Genomic DNA, 21,623 nt, shown 5'->3' on the forward strand with positions numbered 1-21,623 from the left:
GCTTCCGCAACACTGTTGTCAAAGTGGCCGCATGGATGCCAATGCCCTGGATGACAGCAGCACCTTCCGAGTGGGACTGATCGGCTACGGCCTGGCCGGATCCGTCTTCCACGCCCCCTTGATCGCGGCCACCGAGGGACTGGTCCTGGACACCGTCGTCACCTCCAGCCCGGAGCGGCAGCGGCAGGCCCGCGGCGAGTTCCCCGACGTCCGTCTCGCGGACTCCGCCGATGAGCTGTGGGGCCGGGCCGATGAGCTGGATCTGATCGTCATCGCGTCCCCGAACCGCACCCATGTCCCACTCGCCCGCGCCGCCCTCGAGGCGGGGCTGCCGACCGTGGTGGACAAGCCGCTGGCCGCGACGGCCGCCGAGGCCGAGGAGCTGACCGCGCTCGCCGAGGCCCGCGGGCTGCTGCTGAGCGTCTTCCAGAACCGCCGCTGGGACAACGACTTCCGCACCCTGGAGAAACTGCTCGCCGAGGGGGCGCTCGGCGAGGTGTGGCGCTTCGAGTCCCGCTTCGAGCGGTGGCGGCCGCGGCTCAAGGGCGGCTGGCGGGAGTCCGGCGACCCGGCCGAGGTCGGCGGGCTGCTGTACGACCTGGGCAGCCATCTGGTCGACCAGGCGCTCACCCTCTTCGGCCCCGCCGAATCCGTCTACGCCGAGGTCGATGTGCGCCGCCCCGGGGCACAGACCGACGACGACACCTTCATCGCCCTCACCCACGCCGGCGGGGTCCGCTCCCACCTGTGGATGAGCGCGACCACCGCCCAGCTCGGCCCGCGCTTCCGGGTGCTGGGCAGCCGGGCGGGCTATGTGAAGTACGGCCTCGACCCGCAGGAGGCCGCCCTGCGCGAGGGGCTGCGCCCCACCGCGCGCCCCGCCGCCCCGGCCGCCGAATGGGGCACCGAGCCGGAGAGCGCCTGGGGCCGGCTGGGAGCGGGCGAGTCCCCGCTGACCAGCGGCGGGACCCCGGTGCCCACCCTCCGGGGCGACTACCCCGCGTACTACGCCGCCGTCGCCGCCGCCCTCCGCGACGGCACCCCGCCGCCGGTCACCGCCGCCGAGGCCGCGGCCGCCCTGCACGTACTGGAGGCGGCCCAGGTGTCGGCCGCGGAGCGCCGTACGGTCCGGATCGAGGTCCCGGCATGAGCGAGCACACCGAGCACACCGAGCTGATCGCCCGCCTGGAGGAGCAGGAGCGCCGGCTGCGCCTGCCCCACTTCGACAACGACGACGCCTGGCGTCTGGGCTGCCTCGTCGCCGACCTGGCCCAGGAGCGCGGCGCCGCCGTCACGATCGGCATCCACCGCGCCGGTCAGCGCCTCTTCCACCGCGCCCTGCCGGGCACCTCCCCCGACAACGACGCCTGGCTGGAACGCAAGTTCCGGGTCGTGGAGCGCTACGGGGCCGCCTCCTACCTCGTCGGCACCCGCTTCCGCGCCAAGGGCACCACTTTCGAGGAGTCCTCCCGTCTCGACCCCGACCGCTACGCCGCGCACGGCGGCGCCTTCCCCCTCCATGTGACGGGCACGGGCGTCATCGGCGCGGTCGGGGTCTCGGGACTGCCACAGGCCGAGGACCACGCGCTGGTGGTGGAGGCGCTGGAGCGCTATCTGACGACGGCCTGACCCCGAGTCGGTCGAGGGCGGCCCCGGCGGGACGGCCCTCGACCGCTCACCAGTCCACTGGTCAGGCGCCCCGTCAGGCGTCCTTGAACTCCTGCCGCTGGCGGCCCAGGCCGTCGATCTCGAGCTCGACGACATCGCCGGCCCGGAGGTACGGCTTGGGCTCGGGGCGGCCCATGGCCACGCCCGCCGGGGTGCCGGTGTTGATGACATCGCCGGGGTAGAGGGTCATGAACTGGCTGAGGTAGCGCACCACCCGGGCCACCCCGAAGATCTGGTCCGCGGTGCTGCCGTCCTGCTTCAGCTCGCCGTTGACCCACAGGCGCAGCCCCAGGGCCTGCGGGTCGGGAACCTCGTCGGCGGTGACCAGCCAGGGGCCCAGGGGGTTGAACGTCTCGCAGTTCTTGCCCTTGTCCCACTGGCCGCCGCGCTCGATCTGGAAGGCGCGCTCGGAGACGTCGTGGGCGACCGCGTAGCCCGCGACCGCGTCGAGGGCGGCCTCGTCGGAGTCGAGGTAGCGGGCGGTGCGGCCGATGACGACGGCGAGTTCGACCTCCCAGTCGGTCTTCACGCTGCCGCGCGGGACGAGGACCGTGTCATCGGGGCCGACGACCGTGTCCGGGGCCTTCATGAAGATGATGGGCTCTTCGGGAACGTCGGCGCCGGTTTCGGTGGCGTGGTCGTGGTAGTTCAGCCCGATGCACACGATCTTGCCGATACGGCCGAGCGGCGGACCGATCCGCACCCCGCCGTCCTCGATCGCCGGCAACGCGTCGCCGCCCTCGGCGGCCGCCGCCTCGCGCAGCCGCGCGAGAGCGGCCTCATCGGCGAGGAGGGCGCCGTCGATGTCCGTGACCAGGGCGGACAGATCGCGCAGGATGCCGTTCTGATCGAGCAGCGCGGGGCGTTCCGCGCCCACCGGTCCGACACGCAGCAGTTTCATCCCAAGACTCCCGAGGTCGCAGGCCGGTGCGAGACGCCTACCGGCTGCTCGATCCTCCCGTCAGGGATGTCCAGCCCGCAAGACCTCGTTCACCCACTGGGACGTCGAGGAGGAGGCGGTTTCGGGCGATGCCCTAACCCCGGTGCAGCAGGGCCCGTTCCACCGCCGTCCAGGTCGTACTGGTCGCCAGGTACAGCGCCGCCGCCAGCGGAACCACGGCGGCGGTGACGAGGGTGCCGAACGACAGCAGCGGCAGCGCCCGAGCCACTCCGGGCGCCCCGGCGTGCACAGGACCCGGGAAATGGCGAGGCGGCGGGAGTTATCCGGCCCCGGCGGCGGTCCGGGGCTCGGCCGTTTTCAGGCGGGCCCAGACCACCAGGCGGTAGCGGGAGGTGAATTCGGGCGTGCAGGTCGTCAGCGTGAGGTAGTAGCCCGGTTCGGTGTAGCGGTAGCGCGGGTGGGCGGAGCTGTAGGGCACCGGGGCGATCACCGTGCCGTCGGCGGGTGAGGTGCGCGGCAGGGTGCGCTCGACGGCGTAGGTGTACCGGGCGTCGGCGGTGTCGACGCGTACCGTGTCGCCCGGACGCATCTCGTCCAGCCGGCGGAAGGGTTCGCCGTGCGTATTGCGGTGACCCGCCAGAGCGACGTTGCCCGCCTGGCCCGGCTGGGCGGTGTGCGGATAGTGGCCCACGTAGCCCTTGTTGAGCACCGCCGCCCGGCTGGTGCCCTCGGCGATGGGCACCGTAAGGCCGATGCGCGGAATCCGGAGCACGGCGTATGCCTGGTCCCGGCGCGGGCTCTGGCTCCCGTCCCCGTCCCCGCCCCCGGGCGTCCGGTCGCCGTCTCCCTGGGTGCCGTCGGAGGAGTCGGACGTACGGGAGGGCGTCGCCCCCGGCGTCGGGGCGGACTCGGCGGGCTCGTTCTCCCACTGCCGCTCCAGCACCGCCACCTCGTGCCGTGCGTCCGCCCTCGCCTGCCGGTTGGTCCACCACAGCTGGTGAACGCAGAAGAGCAGGACCACGACCCCGAGGGTGACGGCGAGCTCACCGGCCGTCCACAGCCCCCGGGCGAGCACGGCACGCCCTCGACGACGTCGCACGCGGGCACGATAGGCCAGGCCGCGCGCACCTGCCAGAGCCACGCCACGAGGACCTTCCGGAGCCGCGCCACGAGGACCCGCCAGAGGCCACACCGCGCACACCCGCCATGAGGCCGCAACGGCGCCGCACCTCCATAGCCGCACCGCTCACACCCACCAGCGGCCGCCCCTCGGCCATCCGCTATCCGCTATCCGCTATGCGCCCAGCGCCCGCGAGACCGTATAGATCGCCAGCCCGGCCAGGGCGCCCACCACCGTGCCGTTGATCCGGATGAACTGGAGGTCCCGGCCGATATGCGCCTCGATCTTCCGCGACGTGTGCTCCGCGTCCCAGCCCGCCACCGTCTCGGTGATCAGGGAGGTGATCTCGTCCCGATACGTCGTCACCACATAGACGGCGGCGTCCTCGAGCCAGCCGTCGACCTTCCCCCGCAGCCGCCGGTCCGTCACCATCCGCCCGCCCAGCGACAGAATCGCCGCCCGCGCCCGCAGCCGCAGCTCGCTGCGCTCGTCCTCGGCCGCCGCGACGATCATCGACCGGACCGAGGCCCAGGTGGAGGCGATGAGGTCCTGGACGTCGCCGCGCCCCAGCACCTCGCTCTTGAGCCGCTCCACCCGCGCCCGGGTGTCGGTGTCGGACTGGAGGTCCCCGGCGAAGTCGGTGAGGAAGCGGTCCAGGGCGCCGCGCGCCGGATGGGCGGGCATATCGCGCATCTCGGTCACGAACCGCAGCAGTTCCTTGTAGACGCGCTCGCCGACCTTGCGGTCCACGAACCGGGGCGTCCAGCCGGGGGCGCCACCGGCCACCGCCTGCATCACCGAGTCGTTGTGCTCCACCAGCCAGTCGTGGGCGCGCAGGCACACCAGGTCCACGGCGCGGTGGTGGCCGCCCTCCGCGACCACCCGCTCCAGCAGCTTGCCCAGGCCCGGTGCGATCTCCTGGGTGTCCGCCCGGCGGGTGATGGCCTCGCCCACCACCGCCTGCACATCGGAGTCGCGCAGCACCGTGAGCGCCCCGCGCAGCGCGGTGGCCAGTTCGGCCGTCACCCGGTCGGCATGCTCGGGCTCGGCCAGCCAGGCGCCGAGCCGGCTGCCGATGCCCACCGAGCGCAGTCGCATCCGTACGACGTCGCCGGACAGGAAGTTCTCCCCGACGAACTCCCCGAGGCTGATCCCGAGCTGGTCCTTCTTGGTCGGGATGATCGCCGTATGCGGAATGGGCAGCCCCATGGGCCGCCGGAACAGCGCGGTGACCGCGAACCAGTCGGCCAGGGCGCCCACCATGCCCGCCTCGGCGGCCGCGGCGACATACCCGGCCCAGCCGCCGGCACCGGCGGACCGCGCCCAGGTGGCGAGCACGTACACCAGTGCGACACCGAGCAGCATCCCGGTGGCGAGCGTCTTCATCCGGCGCACCCCGCGCCGCCGCTCCGCGTCGAGGGGGTCGTCCGCGGCGAACGGCACGGCCCCGCCGCCCCGGGGCGGCGGGGCCGCCGTCTCACCAGTCGTTCTCCGCTCCATACGCTCCACCCGGTCGAGCCGTTCCCCCATGCATTGTCTCTTTCCGGTCTCAGTCGCCCATGTGTGGAACGAACGGTGAGTTCCCGTCGTCTGTCTGGGGTAGCGACCCAGCACACTGGGGGCAGGCCGACAGGCGGAGCCGGGTCCCGCCATGGGATCATGAGAGACCGACCGGACCGCATCGGCACCGCCGGATGAACTCGCCGTTACCGTCCACTTCCGGAGCCTCGGGCTCCGTCTGCCCGAGGAGACAGACCGCCCATGAGCGTGCCCCCTATGCCCAGACGCACGGGGTATGCCGTGCTCGCTGCGCTGGCGGCAGTTGTGGTCCTCGTCTCCACCGCGATATTCATCGGGCTCCGTGGTGACCAGGGCGGTACGGACTCCCACGCGCAGGGGGCCCGCGGCTCGGCCGCCCCGGCCTCGGCCGGCTCCTGGGTGGGCTCCTGGTCCACCTCGGCCGCGGCCGCCGAGCCGAGGACGCTGCGCGGTCTGTCGGGCCTGTCGATACGGAACGTGGTGCACACCAGCATCGGCGGCAGCAGCGCCCGCATCCAGCTCTCCAACTTCTACAGCAGCCGTCCGCTGACGATCACGCATGCCTCGCTGGCGCTGGCCGCCGCCCCCAGCAACCCCACCGCGGCGGCCGGCACCATGCGCCGCCTCACGTTCGACAACCGCACCTGGGTGACCATCCCGCCGGGGAAGGCCGTCACCAGCGACCCGGCGCGGCTCAACGTCCCGGAGGCGGCCGATCTGCTGGTCACCACCTACAGCCCGCAGGCGTCCGGCTCCGTCACCTACCACCCGCACGCCCGCCAGACGTCGTACCTGGCGCACGGCGACCGTACGGAGGACACGGCGGGCGCCGCCTACACCGAGCAGAGCCCGTACTGGCGCTATCTGACCGGTGTGGACGTGTGGTCGAAGGAGGCCGAGGGCGCGGTCGCGGTGCTGGGCGACTCGATCACCGACGGCATCACCTCCACCGCCGGGGCCAACCACCGGTGGACCGACTTCCTCGCCGAGCGGCTGCGCAGCGAGCCCGGAGCGCCCCGCTTCGGCGTGCTCAACCAGGGCATCAGCGGCAACCGCGTGCTGAGCGACGGCACCCAGTTCCCGCCCAACAACCCCAGCGGACTGTCCCGTTTCGACCGCGACGTCCTGACCCGTACGGGCGTCAAGGCCGTGATCATCGAGCTGGGCGTCAACGACATACTCCGCATCCCCCACCAGACCGACCCCGACCGGATCGTCTGGGGCCTGAAGCGGCTGACCGAGCAGGCGCACGCCCGGGGCCTGCGGGTCATCGGAGCCACCCTGACGCCCTTCTACGGGCACCGCGGCTACACGCCCCAGCTGGACGCCGTGCGCGCGCAGGTCAACGCGCAGATCCGGGCCGGGAGGGTCTTCGACGAGGTCGTGGACTTCGACAAGGCGCTGCGCGACCCGATCAGCCCGCTGCGGCTGCGCCCGACGTACGACTCCGGCGACCATCTGCACCCGAGCGACAAGGGCTACCGGGCGATGGCGCGGGCGCTGGACCTGGACGACCTGCGGGGCCGTACGGCGGCCGAGCTCTGAGGCGGCCCCGGCCGGCCCCTGGGCCCCCGGCCACCTGGGCACCCCTGGTCGTCCCCGGTCTCACCCCTGGTCGTCCCTGACCTCACCTCTGGGCGTCCCCGGTCTCACCCCTGGGCACCCCTGGTCGTCCCGGATGTCCTTCTCCAGGGACAGCCGGCGCGCCTCACGGTCTTCGCGGCGCGTCTCGCGCTCCTCGCGCCGTGTGCCCCGCAGCTCCCGGCGCTCGGCGCGCAGCAGCTCCCGGCGCTCGGCCTTGAGCCGGCGCCGCTCCTGCTTGAGCCGCTTGTGCTCCTCCTTGCGCAGCTTCCGCTCGACGCTGACCCCGCCGAAGACCGCCAGGCCGGTGACGGTCACCCGCGGGCCGGTGGGGTCCCCGTCGGCCGACCCGGTGTGGTCGAAACCACCCATGAGGCCGATACCGCCGACATGCGTGTCCAGGTCCGGCGGGACGATGATCTGCACCCCGCCCATGAGGGCGAAGCAGCGGATCACCACATCGCGGTCCTCGAACCGGGCCTCGCGCAGATCGATCTCGCCGCCGCCCATGAGGGCGATGGCGGTGAAGGCGCGCGGGGCGGTCCAGGTGCCCTTGCGCTGGAAGCCGCCCATGATCGCCACGGCCCACTTGGAGGTCGGGGCGCCGCCGATCCGCCCGGCCCAGCCGCCGCGGGCGGCGGGGCCCGCGGCATCCGCGGACAGCGGGGCGGGGACGGCGGTGCCGGGCACCGGGAGGTCCCGCACCAGCGGCTCCAGCTGGCCATGGGTGCGCGCCGCGTAGGCCGCGCCCAGCCGCTCCTCGAACTCCTCCATGTCCAGGCGGCCTTCGGCGACGGCTTCCCGGAGGATCTCGGCGATCCGCTCGCGCTCGGCGTCGGAGGCCCGCATTCCGGCCGGGTCCGGGAGGTCGGGGCTCGTCCCCTGGGAAGAACCAGCGCTCGTCATACGGACAGACTAATGGCGGGCCCCGGCCCTGGCCCGCCTTACGCCCCGTGCAGCATCCGCGCGATGACGTCCTCGATCTCGGGCTCGCGCACCGAGAGGTCGACCAGCGGATAGCCGTCGGCAACCGCGGCGACGATGGGCGCCGCGCTGCTGCTCGCCGGGAACGCCAGCCACTGCCGGGGCCCTTCGACCCGCACCGTGCGGGAGCCGGGGATCTCGATGGGCGGCAGTTCCCGCTCCAGGTCGACCACGAGCGTGCGTTCGCTCTCCCCCACCGCGTGCAGCCCGTCGAGCCCGCCGTCGTAGACCAGCCGGCCGTGGTCGATGACCATCACCCGCTTGCACAGCAGTTCGATATCGGTCAGATCGTGAGTGGTGAGCAGCACGGTGGTGCCCTGCTCGGCGTTCACATCCCGCAGGAACTCCCGCACCTTCGCCTTGCTGACCACATCGAGCCCGATGGTCGGCTCATCGAGGTAGAGCACCTCCGGGTCGTGCAGCAGGGCGGCCGCGATATCGCCGCGCATCCGCTGGCCCAGGGAGAGCTGACGCACCGGCACGTCCAACAACGAGCCCAGGTTGAGCAGTTCCACACAGCGGTCCAGGTTCTCGCGGTAGCGGTGGTCCGGAATCCGGTACATCCGCCGCACCAGCGCGTACGAATCGCGCAGCGGCAGGTCCCACCACAGGGTGGTCCGCTGCCCGAAGACCACCCCGATCCGGCGGGCGAGCCTCGTCCGGTCCCTGGAGGGGTCGATTCCGGCGACCCGCAGCCGCCCGCCGCTGGGCACCAGGATGCCGGTCAGCATCTTGATGGTGGTGGACTTCCCGGCGCCGTTGGGACCGATGTAGCCCACCATCTCGCCGCGCGGCACCCGGAAGCTGATGCCGTCCACGGCGCGCACCTCACGGCGCTCCCGGCGCAGCAGTCCGGCTCTGCGCCGCACCTGGAACACCTTCTCGACGCCGTCGAGCTCGATCAGGTCGTCCATCAGACCGTCCCTCGGGTCATCCATCGGGCCGTCCACGGCACTCTCTCCACGGCGCTTACTTCCCCTCAGCTTCCCGTGCTCTGATACGCCCGCAGCCCCGCCCGCCAGGCCAGCCCCGCCACCGCACAGCAGCCGCACGCGACCAGCGGTGCCGCGAAGCCGATCCAGCCCGGCAGCCCCAGCGGGTTGGGCCGGCCCAGGATGTGCAGCGCCGGCAGCCAGTTGACGAAGGCCAGCGGGACGACGAAGGTGACGCCGCGCAGCAGCTCCTTGCCGAAGACCGTCGGCGGGTACTCCAGCAGCGTGGTCCCGCCGAAGGTGAACGCGTTCTGCACCTCGGAGGCGTCCTTGGCCCAGAACTGGAAGGCGCCGCCGAGCACGAACAGCGCCCCGAAGATGACGCCCCCGCTCAGCAGCGCCACCGGCATCAGCAGCGCCCGGTCCACCGTCCAGTCGATGTCCAGCCGGCTCAGCGACCAGCCGAGCACCAGCACCCCCTGGGTGATCCGGCCCAGCCGGCGCAGCGCGAAGCGGTCGGCGGCCACCTGGGCGAGTATCGGCACCGGCCGCACCAGCAGGGTGTCCATCGTGCCGTCGCGCACCCGGCTGCCCAGCCGGCCCATGGTGCCCAGCGTGAGATCGGCGAGGCCGAAGGCGACGCTGGTAGTCCCGTAGAGGAAGGCGACCTCGTCAAGGGTGAAGCCGCCCAGCTCACCGATGTGGGTGAACATCAGCGCGATCGCGACGAAGTCCAGCCCGGTCGCGAGGAGGTTCCCCAGCGTCATGATCAGGAACGAGGTGCGGTACGCCATCGTGGAGCGCACCCACATCCCGACGATCAGGGTGTAGGCCCGCAGCCCCTGGTACACGGCGGACTCAGCCACCCTGGACCACCACCTTCCGGGTCGCCGCCGACTGGAGCGCCCGTCCGGCCGCCAGCAGCGCCACCGCCCACCCCGCCTGGAAGACGAACGCCCGCAGCAGCCCCGGCCCCCGGTGCTCCTCCAGGAAGACGTCCGCGGGCACCTGGAGCATCGCCGCCCAGGGCAGCGCGCGGGCGATCTCGCCCAGCTGTCCGGGGAAGACGTTGAGCGGCAGGATCATCCCGGAGAAGAACAGGCACAGCAGCCCGCTCAGCATGGCCAGCCCCGTCCCGTCGAGCAGCCAGAAGGCGGCGAGCGACACCAGATAGCGCACCGCGAAGCCGACGCACACCGCGAGCACCACGGAAAGCAGGAACCACAGCCAGGTCAGGGGCGAGGCGGGCAGGCGCAGTTCGAAGACCAGCGCGCCGACGGCCATCGGCACCACGCCCCGCCCCAGCAGCTGGAACAGCGCCCGGCCGAGCTCGGTGGCCAGCCACCACAGTTGGAGGTCGACCGGACGGTAGAGGTCCACGGCGATGTCACCGGACCGGATGCGCTCCTGGAGCTCCTCCTGGAAGCCGCCGCCCATCAGCGCGACGGCCGCCAGCAGCGCCTGGCCGAGCCAGACGAAGGTCAGGGCCTGGGCAAGGTCGTAGCCGCCCAGGTGCGGCCGCTCGTCCCACAGCGCGGTGTAGGTGTAGGCGAGAATGAAGCCGAAAACGGTGTTGGTGAAGACCCCGGCCACCGTGGCGACCCGATACGTCGCGTAGCGTTTGAAGCCGCTGACCGCGACGGCCGCGTACAGCCGCATCCGCCCGTCCCTCCCTCCCCGACCGCACCGGCCGACCGGCGCCAAAAGCCGGAGCCTAGTGGGGTGGCGGGAGAGACGGCCAGCCATTATTCACCGGATGGTGTGAGCGGAATCATCTGTCCGGCCGGTCACAGACCAGTCACGGGTGCGCGCCACGTCCCCGGCCCGGAACGGATGATGCGACAGTGTTTTATCGGGCGTACGACGCGAATCGCCCGACCGTGCACGATCCTGCCGCCGCGCAACCCTCGACGGCGGCCGAGGAGTCTCAGGAGACATGAGCGACGAGCCACAGCTGATCGACGGTGGCGCGGCCGGAACGGGCGACCGACCCGGCGCCGGCGACGGCAACCACGACACGCCGCACCGCGCGGACGGCCTCCCGGCCGGCAAACCGGCCAAGGGCAGAAAGAACCGTCCCCAGCGCACCGGCTGGCGCCGTCTGCTGCCCACCTGGCGCATGGTCCTGGGGGGCCTCACCCTGATCATCCTGCTGGTCGCGGGCGGACTCGTCACCGGCTACCTGCTCGTCGAAATCCCCGCGGCCAACAAGGCCGCCATCGCCCAGAGCAACGTCTTCCTGTACTCCGACGGCTCCCAGCTGGCCCGCGAGGGCAAGGTCAACCGGGAGAAGGTCCAGCTCAGCCAGGTGCCCAAGCGGACCCAGCACGCGGTGCTGGCAGCCGAGGACCGGGACTTCTACTCGGAGTCGGCCATCAACCCCGAGGCCATGCTCCGGGCCGCCTGGAACACCGTCACCGGCAAGGGCAAGCAGTCCGGCTCCACCATCACCCAGCAGTACGTGAAGAACTACTACCTGGACCAGGAACAGACGGTCACCCGCAAGGTCAAGGAGTTCTTCATCGCGATCAAGCTGGACCGCGAGGTGAGCAAGGACGAGATCCTCGAGGGCTACCTCAACACCAGCTACTTCGGACGCAACGCCTACGGCATCCAGGCCGCCGCCCAGGCGTACTACGGCAAGGACATCGGCGAGCTCGACACCGCCCAGAGCGCCTATCTCGCGACCCTGCTGAACGCCCCCAGCGCCTACGACGTCGTCGCCCACCCGCAGAACAAGGGACGGGCCGTGGCCCGCTGGAACTACGTCCTGGACGGCATGGTCAAGAAGGGCTGGCTGAGCCGGGCCGAGCGGCAGAAGATGACCTTCCCGACGCCGTCGGAGGCCAAGGTCGCCTCGGGCATGTCCGGCCAGCGCGGCTATCTCGTCGAGGCCGTCGAGGACTACCTCACCAGCAACGGGATCATCGACGAGCAGACCCTGGCGCGCGGCGGCTACCGCATCACCACCACGATCGACAAGAAGCGGCAGGACGCCTTCGTGGCGGCCGTGCGCGACCGGCTGATGAGCAAGCTCAGCTCGGGCCGCGAGGTCGACCAGTACGTCCGCGCGGGCGGCGCCTCGATCGACCCGAAGACCGGGAAGGTGGTCGCCCTCTACGGCGGGATCGACTACACCAAGCAGTTCGTCAACAACGCGACCCGCCGTGACTACCAGGTGGGATCCACGTTCAAGCCATTCGTCTTCACCTCGGCGGTGCGCTACGGATCCACCACCCAGGACGGCCAGACGATCACCGCGGACACGCTCTACAACGGCGACAACAAACGCGAGGTCATCGGCTCGGGCGGGCCCACCGGCTACGCCCCCGCCAACGAGGACGACGTCGACTACGGCGACATCGACGTCACCACGGCCACCGACAACTCGGTGAACTCGGTGTACGCGCAGATGGCCGAGGACGTCGGCGCGGACAAGGTCAAGCAGACCGCCATCGACCTGGGCGTCCCCAAGGACACCCCCGATCTGCACGCCTCCCCCTCCATCGCGCTGGGCCCCGCCACCGCGAGCGTGCTGGACATGACCGAGGCGTATGCGACCCTCGCCAACCACGGCAAGCACGGCAACTACAGCCTGGTCTCGAAGATCACCAAGGACGGTGCGCGGATAGCGCTCCCGGAGCGGGAGGAACGACAGGCCGTCCCGCGCGCCGCCGCCGACGCCACCACCGCGATACTGCAGAGCGTGGTCGACGGCGGCACCGGCACCGCCGCCCAGGGCGCCGAGCGCCCGGCGGCGGGCAAGACCGGCACCGCGGAGGAGGACAAGGCCGCCTGGTTCGCGGGCTACACCCCGGACCTGGCGACCGTGGTCGCGGTGATGGGCCAGGACTCCAACACGGGCGTCCAGAAGTCCCTGTACGGGGCCACGGGCCTGGAGCGGATCAACGGCGGCGGCTACCCCGCCGAGATCTGGGCGCAGTACACGGCGGGCGCGCTGGACGGCCAGCCGCCGACCGACTTCGACCTGCGGCTGGAGGACGGCTCGGACTCCGCCGGCGGCCCCGAGAACACCCCGCAGTCCCCGGGCGCGCCGCCCCCGGTGGTCACCACGCCCCCGCCCGGCGTCCCGACGGACCCCACGCCCCCCACGACGCCGACCTACGAACCACCGGACCTGCCGACGTCGGATCCGACGATCGACCCGCCGACGGACTTCCCCACCGACGGGCCGTCGACCGAACCAGGACCGGGCGATCCCGGCGGGCCCGGTGACCCGGGCGGCGATCCGGGCGGGCCGGGGGACCCGGTGGACGGCTGAGACAGCGGCAGAGGGTGGTGACGGAGCCCGTCACCACCCTCTGTCACACCCGCGGCCTTCGCTCCTCAGAGATAGAGCCTCAGAGGGAAAAGCCTCGCTCCTCAGAGATAGAGCCCCGTGGAGTCCTCGGCCCCTTCCAGCCGCTCGGCGGCCACCGCGTGCAGATCGCGCTCCCGCATCAGGACGTAGGCGACCCCGCGGACCTCGACCTCGGCCCGGTCCTCCGGGTCGTAGAGCACCCGGTCGCCGGGCTCCACGGTCCGTACGTTCTGCCCGACCGCGACCACCTCGGCCCAGGCCAGCCGCCTGCCGACCGCCGCGGTGGCGGGGATAACGATGCCGCCGGACGACCGGCGCTCGCCCTCCGGAATATCGGTGCGGACCAGCACACGGTCGTGCAGCATCCGGATGGGCAGCTTGTCATGGGTCGTGTTCGCACTCACGCCATGACCGTACCTGGCCGGACGGCGCGATGACGCCTCAGGGCGCCACCCCGGCCGCCTCGCGCGGCACGCGGGCCCCACCGCTCCCCCACGACCGGCCCGCCGTACGACCGCCCCGTCCCAGGAGGACCGGCCCGTCCTTACGAGCGGCACCGCTTGCACCGCGAGGACCGGGAGGCCCTGGACGACCGGGAGGACCGCGCCGAGAGCGCGACCAGCCCCACCAGCCCCGCCACGACGAGCGCGACCGGCACGATCCGCTCCATCCGGGGCTCGCCCTCCTCCGACACCAACTGGCCCCGCACGCTCGTGACCACTCGGTTCGCGGACACGTACGCCCGCCCGGCGGTCCGGTCCACGGCCGACGCCGCCTTCGCCTTCGCGTCCCCGATGATCGTCTTCGGGTGCACCCGCACCCCGATCTCGTCGAGCGTCACGGCGAGCTGCTGCCGCCTGCGGGCGATGTCCGCCTCAATCTGCGCAGGGGTCCTGGCATCCGACACCGCGCTGCCTCCGTCAGTCTCGATGATTCGTGATGGACAGTCTGTCAGCTCCCCCTCTTCCCCGCCCCACGGCACCCCCGGACGGGAAGCTGGCTAATGTCGGGGACGTACCGCCCGATGCCACGAGGAGCACCAGACCATGAGCGAGCGACTGCAGCCCGGCGACACCGCCCCCGCCTTCACCCTCCCCGACGCGGACGGCAAGCAGGTCTCGCTCGCCGACCACGCCGGCCGCAAGGTGATCGTCTACTTCTACCCCGCCGCCCTCACCCCCGGCTGCACCAAGCAGGCGTGCGACTTCACCGACAACCTCGAACTCCTCTCCGGTCACGGCTACGACGTCATCGGCATCTCCCCCGACAAGCCGGAGAAGCTCGCCAAGTTCCGCGACCAGGAGGACCTGAAGGTCACCCTGCTCGCCGACCCCGCCAAGGAGACCCTCGAGGCATACGGCGCCTTCGGCGAGAAGAAGCTCTACGGCAAGACGGTCACGGGCGTGATCCGCTCCACCGTGATCGTCGACGAGCAGGGCAAGGTCGAGCGCGCCCTGTACAACGTGAAGGCCACCGGCCACGTAGCCAAGATCATCAAGGACCTGGGCCTCTGACCCCGGCGTTCCCCCGAGGGTCCCGCACCACGCCGGTGCGGGACCCTCGCGGATGAGACCTTGAGGAGGCGCGGAGCCGGCCCGGCCGCGCGCGAACGCGCACCTGTACTTCCGCCGTCGCCGGACCGGTAGCATGACTGTCCATTGCGGCCGTGATGGAATTGGCAGACATGCTGGGTTTAGGTCCCAGTGGGGTAACACCCGTGAGGGTTCGAATCCCTCCGGCCGCACTCATGCCAGGGGCGCCACACCGAAGCGGTGTGGCGCCCCTGGCGTTCGCTCATCCCAGAAGTTCGCGCACGATCGGGGCGATGGCGCGGAACGCCTTGCCGCGGTGGCTGATGGCGTTCTTCTCATCGGGGGTCAGTTCGGCGCAGGTGCGGGTCTCGCCGTGGGGCTGGAGGACGGGGTCGTAGCCGAAGCCGCCGCCGCCCACGGGCTCACGGCGGAGGGTGCCGGTGAGCCGACCGGAGACCACGCGTTCGGTGCCGTCGGGGAGGGCGAGGGCGGCGGCGCATTCGAAGTGGGCGCCGCGGTGTTCGTCGGGGACGTCGGCGAGCTGGGCGAGCAGCAGGTCGAGGTTGGCGCGGTCGTTGCCGTGGCCGCCCGACCAGCGGGCCGAGAAGATGCCGGGGGCGCCGCCGAGGACGTCCACGCAGAGGCCGGAGTCGTCGGCGATCGCGGGGTGGCCGGTGGCCCGCGCCAGGGCGTGGGCCTTGAGGAGGGCGTTCTCCGCGAAGGTCACGCCGGTCTCCTTGACGTCCGGGACCTCCGGATAGGCGTCGGCGCCGACGAGTTCGACGTCGAGGCCGGACTCGCCCAGGATGGCGCGCAGTTCGGTGATCTTGTAGACGTTGCGGGTCGCGAGGACCAGGCGGCGGGGGTGCGGGGGATGTCCCTCAGTGTGTTGCTGCATAGCTCTCGATTATCGAGGGGAGGCCGGGGCAGGCGGACGCCGGCGGTCAGGGCGAGCAGACGTCGGTCAGCTCGCCCGCCGCGTCCCTGACCGGGGTCAGATCGGGCTGCTCACCGCTGTCGATGGACTTCTGGACGTTGTCCACGGCCTTCTGGAGGCTGTCGACGGCCTTGCCGACGTCGGCGTTGTCGGTGCGGTCACCGGCCTTGTCGATGTCCTTGTCGAGGGCGTCCAGGACCTTGTCGGCGTCCTCCGGGTTGTCGGCGGCGCCGCTCAGGGCGTCCTGGAGGTCGTCCACGTCGTTGGATATCTCGACCGCGAGCTGGGCGCAGTCGAGGGCCTTCTCCACGGCGCCGCAGCCGGCGGTGACCGGCACCGCGAGCGCGACGGCGGCGAAAGCGGTGACGGCGGTGGTGCGGCGGTGACGGTTGCGCGGCGCCATGGCGTGGGTCCTCCCCGTGAACAGCCGGAACGATGCTGGTACCTGACTAAACGCCAGGCGCCGGGCGACGGTTGCCCGGCGCCGCCGTTCTCACGCGTCGCCGGCCAGCGCCGCGCGCTGGATACCGGCCAGGGCGTCGCAGCCCGCCACGGCGAGGTCCAGCAGGCCGTTCAGCTCGTCGCGGGCGAAGGGCTCGCCCTCCGCGGTGCCCTGCACCTCCACGAAGCGCCCGTCGCCGGTGCAGACGACGTTCATGTCGGTCTCGGCGCGCACGTCCTCCTCGTAGCAGAGGTCGAGCAGGGGGACACCGCCGACGATGCCGACGCTGACGGCGGAGACGGTGCCGGTCAGCGGCTGCCGGGTGGCCTTGATGAGCTTCTTCTCGCGGGCCCAGCCGATGGCGTCGGCCAGGGCCACATAGGCGCCGGTGATGGCGGCGGTGCGGGTGCCGCCGTCGGCCTGGAGGACATCGCAGTCGAGGACGATGGTGTTCTCGCCGAGCGCCTTGTAGTCGATCACGGCGCGCAGCGAGCGGCCGATGAGGCGGGAGATCTCATGCGTACGGCCGCCGATCTTGCCGCGGACGGACTCGCGGTCGCCTCGGGTGTTGGTGGAGCGCGGCAGCATCGCGTACTCCGCGGTGACCCAGCCCTCGCCGCTGCCCTTGCGCCAGCGCGGCACACCCTCGGTGACGCTCGCGGTGCACAGGACCCGCGTATCGCCGAAGGAGACGAGGACGGAGCCCTCGGCGTGCTTGCTCCATCCACGCTCGATGGTCACGGGGCGGAGCTGGTCAGGGGTGCGGCCGTCGATACGAGACATGGGACGAGCCTATCGGCATCGCCGAGGGCCCCGGTCCGCGTCCGGTTCGGGTACGGCACGAGTACGGCACGGCCGCGGACCGCGTCCGGCGCGCGGTACGGTCCGCGGCGGGGCGGGCTCGGACGTCAGAACCGGAAGGTCACATCAGGTCTTCGATCTCGGCGGCGATGGGGTCCGCGTCGGTGCCGATGACCACCTGGATCGCGCTGCCCATCTTCACCACTCCGTGGGCGCCCGCGGCCTTCAGGAGGGCCTCGTCGACCAGGGCGACATCCTTGACCTCGGTGCGGAGGCGGGTGATGCAGCCCTCGACCTCGACGATGTTGTCGATACCGCCGAGCCCCGCGACGATCTTCTCAGCCTTGCTGGCCATGTTCGCTCCTGTCGTCCTACTGTCCGCGTTGCGATCCACCGATCCACCGGAGTGGTCTACACCATTATGCGGGTGAGGAGGCCGACCGTCACATGGAAGGATAGATTCCTTTATCGGATCCCTACGTGTACGGGATCCCTCCGTGCTACAACAGGTCTACACCACATGTGGTGTAGACCATAACGCGGGCCGCCCCCATCCCCCGAGAGCCCGCCTCACCAGGAGGAACCGATGAGTACGGCCACCGCCCAGGCGGCGCCCGCCCAGAAGCGGGGTGCCGGTCTGTTCCAAGGGCTGCAGAAGGTCGGCCGCAGCCTTCAGCTGCCGATCGCCGTCCTGCCCGCCGCCGGAATCATGGTCCGGCTCGGGCAGCCCGATGTGTTCGGCGCCGACGGACTGGGCTGGGACAAGGTCGCCGCCGTGTTCAACAACGCCGGCGGCGCGCTCACCGGCGCCCTTCCGCTGCTCTTCTGCGTCGGCGTGGCCATCGGGTTCGCCAAGAAGTCGGACGGGTCCACCGCACTGGCCGCCGTGGTCGGCTTCCTCGTCTACAGCAAGGTGCTGGAGGCCTTCCCGGTCGCCGACGCGGTGGTCCAGAAGGGCGAGGACATACCGGCCAAGTTCAACGATCCCGGTGTGCTCGGCGGCATCGTCATGGGTCTGCTCACCGCCGTGCTGTGGCAGCGCTTCCACCGCACCCGGCTGGTGGACTGGCTCGGCTTCTTCAACGGCCGCCGGCTGGTGCCGATCATCATGGCCTTCACCGGCATCGTGGTGGGCGTCTTCTTCGGCCTGGTCTGGGAGCCCATCGGCGACGGCATCAGCAACTTCGGCGAGTGGATGACCGGACTCGGCTCCGCGGGATCGGCCCTCTTCGGCGCCGTCAACCGCGCCCTGATCCCGATCGGCATGCACCAGTTCGTGAACACGGTGGCCTGGTTCCAGCTCGGCGACTTCACCAACGCGGCCGGCGAGACGGTGCACGGCGACCTCAGCCGCTTCCTGGCGGGCGACCCGAGCGCGGGAATGTTCATGTCCGGCTTCTTCCCGATCATGATGTTCGGCCTTCCGGCCGCCGCCCTGGCCATGGCCCACGCCGCCCGCCCCGAGCGCCGCAAGGCCGTGCTGGGCATGATGCTCTCGCTGGCGCTCACCTCGTTCGTCACGGGCGTGACCGAGCCGATCGAGTTCTCGTTCATGTTCATCGCCCCGCTGCTCTACGTGATCCACGCGGTGCTCACCGCCGTGGCGATGGCGATCACCTGGGCCCTGGGCGTGCACGCGGGCTTCAACTTCTCCGCGGGCTTCATCGACTACGCCCTGAACTGGAGCCATGCCACCAAGCCATGGCTGATCATTCCGATCGGACTCGTCTTCGCGGTGATCTACTACGTGGTCTTCCGCTTCGCGATCACCAAGTTCAACCTCGCCACCCCGGGCCGTGAACCCGAGGAGGAGGTCGAGGACCTCACCAAGGCGTAGCCCGCCGTCGGCGCCGACGCGTGACGAGGCCCCGGAACCGGATCGGTTCCGGGGCCTCGTGCCGCTGCCTAGACCTCGTAGACCGCGCCCGCCTTGGCCAGCTCCACCGGGCCGCCGAAGACCTGCTGGGCGTCGCGCTGGTTGATCTGGGGGTCCGTCCACGGCGGGATGTGGGTGAGCACCAGGGTCCCGACCCCCGCCCGCAGCGCGTGCTCACCCGCCTGGCGGCCGTTGAGATGCAGCTCCGGGATGTCCTCCTTGCCGTGCGTGAAGGCCGCCTCGCACAGGAAGAGGTCCCCGCCCCGGGCCAGGTCCACCAGGGCCGCACAGGGGCCCGTGTCACCCGAGTAGACCAGCGAGCGGCCGCCGTGCTCGATCCGGAAGCCGAACGCCTCCACCGGATGGCAGACCCGCTCGGTGCGGATCGTGAAGGGGCCGAGCTCGAAGCTGCCGGGCGTCAGCGTGCGGAAGTCGAAGACCTCGCGCATCGACTTCTCATCGGGCACGTCGTCATACGCCTGGACCAGCCGCCGCTCGGTGTCCTCCGGGCCGTAGACCGGGATCGCCTCCGCGCGGCCCCCGTCGTGCCGGTAGTAGCGCGCGACGAAGTACGCGCACATGTCGATGCAGTGATCGGGGTGGAGGTGGGACAGTATGACGGCGTCGAGGTCGTAGAGACCGCAGTGGCGCTGCAACTCGCCAAGGGCGCCATTGCCCATGTCGAGGAGCAGCCGGAAGCCGTCGGCCTCTACGAGGTAGCTCGAGCAGGCCGATTCCGCGGACGGGAACGACCCTGAGCATCCGACGACGGTGAGCTTCATGAAGCAGGAACCTCCTTGAGGGGTCCCCATGCCGAGGGCCATGGGCGGGTGCGGGGGGTCATGCGGTGCCCACGAGCGTAAGGCGCGAAAGCCCAGGCAGCTCCTCCATGCGTCCGCGTTGTGGGCGGAATCACCAGGACGGAGCCGGGCGGCGCCCGGTCACGCCCCCCGCCGGCCGATCGGCCCGAGGGCTAGGCCCAGAGCTGGCCGTGCAGCGTCTCGATCGCCTCCTCGGTGGTGGCCGCCGTGTAGACGCCGGTGGAGAGGTACTTCCAGCCGCCGTCGGCGACGATGAAGACCACATCGGCGCTCTGCCCGGCCTTGACCGCCTTACGGGCGACACCGAGGGCGGCGTGCAGCGCGGCACCGGTCGAGACGCCGGCGAAGATGCCCTCCTGGGCGAGGAGTTCACGGGTGCGGGTCACCGCGTCCTCGGAGCCGACGGAGAAGCGGGTGGTGAGGACGGACTCGTCGTACAGCTCGGGGACGAAGCCCTCGTCCAGGTTGCGCAGCCCGTAGACGACGTCGTCATAGCGCGGCTCGGCGGCGACGATCTGGACGTCCGGCTTGTTCTCGCGCAGGTAGCGGCCGACGCCCATGAGGGTGCCGGTGGTGCCCAGACCGGCGACGAAGTGAGTGATGGAGGGCAGGTCGGCGAGGATCTCGGGGCCGGTGGTGGCGTAGTGGGCGCCGGCGTTGTCCGGGTTGCCGTACTGGTACAGCATCACCCAGTCCGGGTGCTCTCCGGCCAGCTCCTTGGCCACCCGGACGGCCGTGTTGGAGCCGCCGGCGGCCGGCGAGGAGATGATCTCCGCGCCCCACATGGCGAGCAGCTGGCGCCGCTCCTCGCTGGTGTTCTCCGGCATCACGCAGACGATGCGGTAGCCCTTGAGCTTGGCCGCCATCGCAAGCGAGATGCCGGTGTTGCCCGAGGTGGGCTCGAGGATGGTGCAGCCGGGGCTCAACCGGCCGTCCTTCTCGGCCTGTTCGATCATATGGAGCGCGGGGCGGTCCTTGACCGAGCCGGTCGGGTTGCGGTCCTCCAGCTTCGCCCAGATCCGTACGTCGGAGGAGGGCGAGAGCCGCGGCAGCCGGACGAGCGGCGTGTTGCCGACCGCGGCCAGCGGGCTGTCGTACCGCATCAGACCATGCCACCGGCGACGGCGGGGAGGATGGTCACGTTGTCGCCGTCCGAGAGCTTGGTGGAGATGCCGTCGAGGAAGCGGACGTCCTCGTCGTTCAGGTAGACGTTGACGAAGCGGCGCAGCTCACCGCCGTCGACCAGGCGCTCCTGGATGCCGGCGTGCCGGGTCTCCAGGTCGGCGAAGAGCTCGCCGAGCGTGGCCCCGCTGCCCTCGACCGCCTTCTGGCCGTCGGTGTAGGTGCGGAGGATGGTCGGGATGCGGACCTCGATGGCCATGTCTGGGCTCCTGTCGGAGGGCGGGGTGGATCCCGGACCGGAGGGGCCGGGAGGGCGTCGCCGAAAGGGCGTCGGGCGTCGCGAGGGCGCGCTCAGGCGGCCACGGCGGGGCGCGGACACATCGCGCTGGCGAGCCGGCACAGGTCGACGTGAAGCCGCGCCACGAGCAGCATGCCCGGCGTCTTCTCGCTCACGTCATCGAAAACCATGGACACATCGTATCGATTCCCGATCCGGACTCCGGAAGGTTGTCCCGCTATACGGACTGGTAAAGACCGCGATGCGAGATCGCTGTACGAGACGAAGGAGCTCAGTAGCTCTCGACGACCGTGACGTCCTCCTCGGTGACCTCGCCGTCCACGATCCGGAAGGACCGGAACTGCACGGGTCCCTCGTCATTGCCGCACTCGGCCGTGGAGACCAGGACGTAGTGCGCACCGGGCTCATTGGCGTAGGAGATGTCGGTGCGGGAGGGGTATGCCTCGGTGGCGGTGTGTGAGTGGTAGATGACCACCGGTTCCTCGTCCCGGTCGTCCATCTCGCGGTAGAGCTTGAGCAGGTCACCCGAGTCGAACTCGTAGAAGGTGGGCGAGCGGGCGGCGTTCAGCATCGGGATGAACCGCTCGGGGCGGCCGCTTCCGGCCGGGCCGGCGATCACGCCGCATGCCTCGTCGGGGTGGTCGGCGCGGGCGTGCGCGACGATCTGGTCGTGGAGCGCCTGGGTGATGGTCAGCATGCCAGAAGAATAGGAGGCGGGCTCCGGACCGATGTCCGGAGCCCGCCTGAT

Annotated in this window: 25 protein-coding genes and 1 tRNA gene; 7 read left to right on the top strand and 19 right to left on the bottom strand. The window is 71.2% G+C overall.

The annotated features are described in order from the left end of the window. Window positions 1–31: 31 nt before the first annotated feature. Window positions 32–1,150: a Gfo/Idh/MocA family protein gene (locus PS467_RS16525; protein ID WP_311035937.1), complete on the top strand. Its 1,119-nt coding sequence runs from the start codon at window positions 32–34 to the stop codon at window positions 1,148–1,150. Beyond that, window positions 1,147–1,629, top strand: coding sequence for a heme-degrading domain-containing protein (locus PS467_RS16530; protein ID WP_311035938.1), 483 nt, complete (start codon window positions 1,147–1,149; stop codon window positions 1,627–1,629). The genes PS467_RS16525 and PS467_RS16530 overlap by 4 nt, the downstream gene beginning before the upstream one ends. 73 nt (window positions 1,630–1,702) lie before the next feature. On the opposite strand, the gene PS467_RS16535 is transcribed toward PS467_RS16530, so the two are convergent. The 4 genes from PS467_RS16535 to PS467_RS16550 all read right to left on the bottom strand — a co-directional run bounded on the left by PS467_RS16535 (window position 1,703) and on the right by PS467_RS16550 (window position 5,219). Next, window positions 1,703–2,569, bottom strand: a complete 867-nt coding sequence (locus PS467_RS16535) for a fumarylacetoacetate hydrolase family protein (protein ID WP_311035939.1) — start codon at window positions 2,567–2,569, stop codon at window positions 1,703–1,705. Between the two features lie 133 nt (window positions 2,570–2,702). Further along, window positions 2,703–2,837 carry a hypothetical protein gene (locus tag PS467_RS16540; RefSeq protein ID WP_311040113.1) on the bottom strand — a complete coding sequence of 45 codons (135 nt, stop codon included), beginning with the start codon at window positions 2,835–2,837 and terminating at the stop codon, window positions 2,703–2,705. Window positions 2,838–2,888: 51 nt separating this feature from the next. After that, window positions 2,889–3,668, bottom strand: coding sequence for a class E sortase (locus PS467_RS16545; RefSeq protein WP_311035940.1), 780 nt, complete (start codon window positions 3,666–3,668; stop codon window positions 2,889–2,891). A 195-nt stretch (window positions 3,669–3,863) separates the two neighbouring features. After that, window positions 3,864–5,219, bottom strand: coding sequence for a DUF445 domain-containing protein (locus PS467_RS16550; RefSeq protein WP_311035941.1), 1,356 nt, complete (start codon window positions 5,217–5,219; stop codon window positions 3,864–3,866). A gap of 231 nt (window positions 5,220–5,450) precedes the next feature. On the opposite strand from PS467_RS16550, the gene PS467_RS16555 reads away from it, so the two are divergent. After that, entirely contained in the window at window positions 5,451–6,773 is a 1,323-nt protein-coding gene (locus PS467_RS16555; protein ID WP_268972298.1) for an SGNH/GDSL hydrolase family protein, read from the top strand. 60 nt (window positions 6,774–6,833) lie between these two features. Here the strand turns inward: PS467_RS16555 and PS467_RS16560 are convergent, their stop codons facing one another. The 4 genes from PS467_RS16560 to PS467_RS16575 form a co-directional block, all read right to left on the bottom strand. After that, window positions 6,834–7,715, bottom strand: coding sequence for a DUF1707 SHOCT-like domain-containing protein (locus PS467_RS16560; protein WP_311035942.1), 882 nt, complete (start codon window positions 7,713–7,715; stop codon window positions 6,834–6,836). A 38-nt stretch (window positions 7,716–7,753) separates the two neighbouring features. After that, entirely contained in the window at window positions 7,754–8,707 is a 954-nt protein-coding gene (locus PS467_RS16565; RefSeq protein ID WP_311039881.1) for an ABC transporter ATP-binding protein, read from the bottom strand. A gap of 65 nt (window positions 8,708–8,772) precedes the next feature. Continuing rightward, the gene (locus tag PS467_RS16570) at window positions 8,773–9,537 is read right to left on the bottom strand and encodes an ABC transporter permease (RefSeq protein ID WP_311039882.1); all 765 of its coding nucleotides are present in this window, start codon (window positions 9,535–9,537) and stop codon (window positions 8,773–8,775) included. A 46-nt stretch (window positions 9,538–9,583) separates the two neighbouring features. Continuing rightward, window positions 9,584–10,384, bottom strand: a complete 801-nt coding sequence (locus PS467_RS16575) for an ABC transporter permease (RefSeq protein ID WP_311035943.1) — start codon at window positions 10,382–10,384, stop codon at window positions 9,584–9,586. A 277-nt stretch (window positions 10,385–10,661) separates the two neighbouring features. Here PS467_RS16575 and PS467_RS16580 point away from each other — a divergent pair, with 277 nt between their 5' ends. Next, window positions 10,662–13,007, top strand: a complete 2,346-nt coding sequence (locus tag PS467_RS16580; RefSeq protein WP_311035944.1) for a transglycosylase domain-containing protein — start codon at window positions 10,662–10,664, stop codon at window positions 13,005–13,007. Between the two features lie 101 nt (window positions 13,008–13,108). On the opposite strand, the gene PS467_RS16585 is transcribed toward PS467_RS16580, so the two are convergent. Beyond that, window positions 13,109–13,411 (bottom strand): GroES family chaperonin, encoded by a 303-nt coding sequence (locus PS467_RS16585; protein ID WP_051886695.1) that lies wholly within the window; start codon window positions 13,409–13,411, stop codon window positions 13,109–13,111. A 179-nt stretch (window positions 13,412–13,590) separates the two neighbouring features. Next, window positions 13,591–13,953, bottom strand: coding sequence for a DUF3618 domain-containing protein (locus PS467_RS16590; RefSeq protein ID WP_311035945.1), 363 nt, complete (start codon window positions 13,951–13,953; stop codon window positions 13,591–13,593). Window positions 13,954–14,092: 139 nt separating this feature from the next. Between PS467_RS16590 and bcp the strand changes: the two genes are divergently transcribed. Beyond that, on the top strand, window positions 14,093–14,560 hold the full coding sequence (gene bcp, locus PS467_RS16595; RefSeq protein ID WP_311035946.1) for a thioredoxin-dependent thiol peroxidase: 468 nt from the start codon (window positions 14,093–14,095) through the stop codon (window positions 14,558–14,560). 146 nt (window positions 14,561–14,706) lie between these two features. Continuing rightward, window positions 14,707–14,790: transfer RNA gene (locus PS467_RS16600), tRNA-Leu, on the top strand. A gap of 50 nt (window positions 14,791–14,840) precedes the next feature. Here the strand turns inward: PS467_RS16600 and rdgB are convergent. The 4 genes from rdgB to PS467_RS16620 all read right to left on the bottom strand — a co-directional run bounded on the left by rdgB (window position 14,841) and on the right by PS467_RS16620 (window position 17,152). Beyond that, window positions 14,841–15,476 (bottom strand): RdgB/HAM1 family non-canonical purine NTP pyrophosphatase, encoded by a 636-nt coding sequence (rdgB, locus tag PS467_RS16605; RefSeq protein WP_268972306.1) that lies wholly within the window; start codon window positions 15,474–15,476, stop codon window positions 14,841–14,843. A 46-nt stretch (window positions 15,477–15,522) separates the two neighbouring features. Next, the gene (locus PS467_RS16610; protein ID WP_268972307.1) at window positions 15,523–15,918 is read right to left on the bottom strand and encodes a hypothetical protein; all 396 of its coding nucleotides are present in this window, start codon (window positions 15,916–15,918) and stop codon (window positions 15,523–15,525) included. Between the two features lie 90 nt (window positions 15,919–16,008). Continuing rightward, window positions 16,009–16,740: a ribonuclease PH gene (rph, locus tag PS467_RS16615; RefSeq protein ID WP_268972308.1), complete on the bottom strand. Its 732-nt coding sequence runs from the start codon at window positions 16,738–16,740 to the stop codon at window positions 16,009–16,011. Window positions 16,741–16,879: 139 nt separating this feature from the next. Further along, window positions 16,880–17,152 (bottom strand): PTS sugar transporter subunit IIB, encoded by a 273-nt coding sequence (locus PS467_RS16620; RefSeq protein WP_311035947.1) that lies wholly within the window; start codon window positions 17,150–17,152, stop codon window positions 16,880–16,882. Window positions 17,153–17,344: 192 nt separating this feature from the next. Between PS467_RS16620 and PS467_RS16625 the strand changes: the two genes are divergently transcribed. Next, window positions 17,345–18,595 carry a PTS transporter subunit EIIC gene (locus tag PS467_RS16625; RefSeq protein ID WP_311035948.1) on the top strand — a complete coding sequence of 417 codons (1,251 nt, stop codon included), beginning with the start codon at window positions 17,345–17,347 and terminating at the stop codon, window positions 18,593–18,595. A gap of 68 nt (window positions 18,596–18,663) precedes the next feature. Here the strand turns inward: PS467_RS16625 and PS467_RS16630 are convergent, their stop codons facing one another. The 5 genes from PS467_RS16630 to PS467_RS16650 all read right to left on the bottom strand — a co-directional run bounded on the left by PS467_RS16630 (window position 18,664) and on the right by PS467_RS16650 (window position 21,572). After that, window positions 18,664–19,416, bottom strand: a complete 753-nt coding sequence (locus tag PS467_RS16630) for an MBL fold metallo-hydrolase (RefSeq protein WP_311035949.1) — start codon at window positions 19,414–19,416, stop codon at window positions 18,664–18,666. A gap of 191 nt (window positions 19,417–19,607) precedes the next feature. Then, window positions 19,608–20,558 (bottom strand): PLP-dependent cysteine synthase family protein, encoded by a 951-nt coding sequence (locus tag PS467_RS16635; RefSeq protein WP_268972312.1) that lies wholly within the window; start codon window positions 20,556–20,558, stop codon window positions 19,608–19,610. Further along, complete coding sequence (locus tag PS467_RS16640) at window positions 20,558–20,836, bottom strand: MoaD/ThiS family protein (protein WP_268972313.1); 279 nt, start codon at window positions 20,834–20,836, stop codon at window positions 20,558–20,560. Before PS467_RS16640 ends, PS467_RS16635 begins: the two co-directional genes overlap by 1 nt. A 92-nt stretch (window positions 20,837–20,928) precedes the next feature. After that, window positions 20,929–21,045: a putative leader peptide gene (locus PS467_RS16645; RefSeq protein WP_311035950.1), complete on the bottom strand. Its 117-nt coding sequence runs from the start codon at window positions 21,043–21,045 to the stop codon at window positions 20,929–20,931. Window positions 21,046–21,146: 101 nt separating this feature from the next. Continuing rightward, complete coding sequence (locus PS467_RS16650) at window positions 21,147–21,572, bottom strand: M67 family metallopeptidase (protein WP_268972314.1); 426 nt, start codon at window positions 21,570–21,572, stop codon at window positions 21,147–21,149. Window positions 21,573–21,623: the final 51 nt, after the last annotated feature.

It is taken from the genome of Streptomyces luomodiensis, from assembly GCF_031679605.1.
GTDB lineage: Bacteria > Actinomycetota > Actinomycetes > Streptomycetales > Streptomycetaceae > Streptomyces > Streptomyces luomodiensis.